We start from the raw sequence: 2,109 nt of genomic DNA on the forward strand, positions 1-2,109 counted from the left end.
CCACCCCGACGCCCCCGACCACGGCCTGGCCCGAACCCGTCGAGCCGGCCTGGCCGGAGGACGTCGAGCCGGCCTGGCCGGAGCCGACCGAGCCGATCCGGGCGGAGGCCGTGGTGGCCCCGGCCGGCGCGCTGGCCGCCGAACCGTCCCGGCCCGCGCCCGTCGACCCCGACCGGCCCGCGCCGGCGGACCCCGGCTCCCGGGAGGTGGCCACGCCCCGGGAACGTGCGGCGAGCCGCCGAACCGCCGCGACCAAGCCGGTCCGGGTGCGCCCACCGAAGATCAAGTTCGGGGACCGGGACCCGTCGATCGAGCTGGCCATCACCGAGATCGCCGGGCACCTGACGTTCACCCCCAACACGGTCACCGCCTGGTACTGGCTCCCCGAGGTGCGGTGGGCGTTCCGTCCGGACGCCGAACGCGAGGCGCTGCTCTCCGCCATCTCCGAGCAGTACGCCGGCCTGGCCGGCTTCCGGCTGCACCTGCGCCGCACCACCAGGCCGTTCCCCGCCGACGAGTGGGCCCGCACCATCGACGCGCACACCGCGTCGCCGCTGCCCGACGTGCCCGGCACGCCGGGCTGGGCCGACCACCTGGTCGCCGCGCAGCAGCACCTGATGTCGGTCAACCACGCCGAGGGGCAGACCTACCTGGGGGTCACCTTCGCCCGTCGTTCCCTCGGCGACTCCCTCACCGAACGTCTGCTGCGCGCCTTCGGCAAGGGCACCGCCGACGGTGAACGCCGCAAGCTGGGTCGCACCGTCGAGCAGTTCGACGAGGTGCTGGGCAGCTTCGGCATGCGGGGCCGGCGGGTCACCGCGCAGGAGCTGGAATGGCTGCTCTACCGCTCGGTGGCGCTGTGCATGGCCCCGCCCGGTGCGCTCTCCCCGGTGACCAACGGCCGGTGGGAACGCGGTGACCTGCTCGCCCTCACCGAACAGGTCGAGCGGTACCGCACCCCGTACGGCACCACCGTCAAGCTGGTCAACCGGATGACCGGCGAGGAACGGCACGTGGCCGTGCTCGCGGTCGGCCGGATGGAGCCACTGGAGATCCCCGAACGGCACGAACCGTGGCTGCACTTCCACGAGCGGCTGCCCTGGCCGATGGAGATCTCCACCCGGGTCGACATCCTCGGCTCCGGTGACTCCTTCCGTAACCTCGAACACCGGCTGCGGATGATCCGGTCGCAGCAGCTCGACTACGCCGAGCACGGCATCGACGCCCCGCCCGAGCTGGAACGGCTCGCCAAGCGGGCGCTGGTGATCGGCGACGAGATGACCACCGGCCTGCCGGTCGACTCCGCCCGGGCACACGGCTGGCACCGGATCGCCGTGGGCGGCCGGACCCGCGAGGAGTGCATGGAACGGGCCCGCCGGCTCATCCAGCTTTACTCGCGCGAGCTGCGCATCTCCCTGCAACACCCGAAGAACCAGGACTGGCTGGCCCGGGAGTTCATCCCCGGCGAGCCGATCGCCAACACCGGCTACGTCCGCCGGATGCCGGTGCCGCTACTGGCCGCCGCGCTCCCCCAGGCCGCCTCGACCGTCGGCGACCGTCGGGGCGACCTGATCGGGCGTACCGCCGGGACCTGCCGTCGGCCGGTCTTCCTCGACCTGCACTTCCCGATGGAGGTACGCGAGCGCTCCGGGCTCGCCGTCTTCGTCGCCGAACCCGGTGGTGGCAAGTCGACCCTGCTCGGCGCGCTCGGCTACCTGGCCGCCAGGCGGGGCGTGCAGGTCACCCTGCTCGACCCGTCCGGACCGCTGGCCCGGCTCTGCGCCATGCCGGAACTCAAGCCGTACGCCCGGGTGCTCAACCTGACCGGCTCGGAACCGGGGACGCTGGCCCCGTACGCGCTCATCCCCACCCCGCTGCGCAGCGAGTTCACCTCCGGGGCGGCGGGCGACCGGGAGTTCGAGATCGCCGTCTCCAACGCCCGGGCCGAGCGACGCATGCTGGTGCAGGACATCTGCATGATGCTGGTGCCGCCGCAGGTGGCCCGGGAGGCGTCCACCGCCACCCTGTTCCGGCACGCGGTACGCCAGGTTCCGGCCGAGGAGACGTCCACCCTGGACGACGTGGTCACCTGCCTACAGGGGCTCGACG

1 pseudogene is annotated in these 2,109 nt (G+C 73.3%); it reads left to right on the top strand.

Going from position 1 to position 2,109, the window contains the following annotated elements:
• Positions 1-2,109 (top strand): annotated as a pseudogene (locus tag ACOJTC_RS25125) (hypothetical protein); the annotation flags it as partial.

This window comes from Micromonospora sp. (genome assembly GCF_048594385.1).
Taxonomy (GTDB): domain Bacteria; phylum Actinomycetota; class Actinomycetes; order Mycobacteriales; family Micromonosporaceae; genus Micromonospora; species Micromonospora wenchangensis.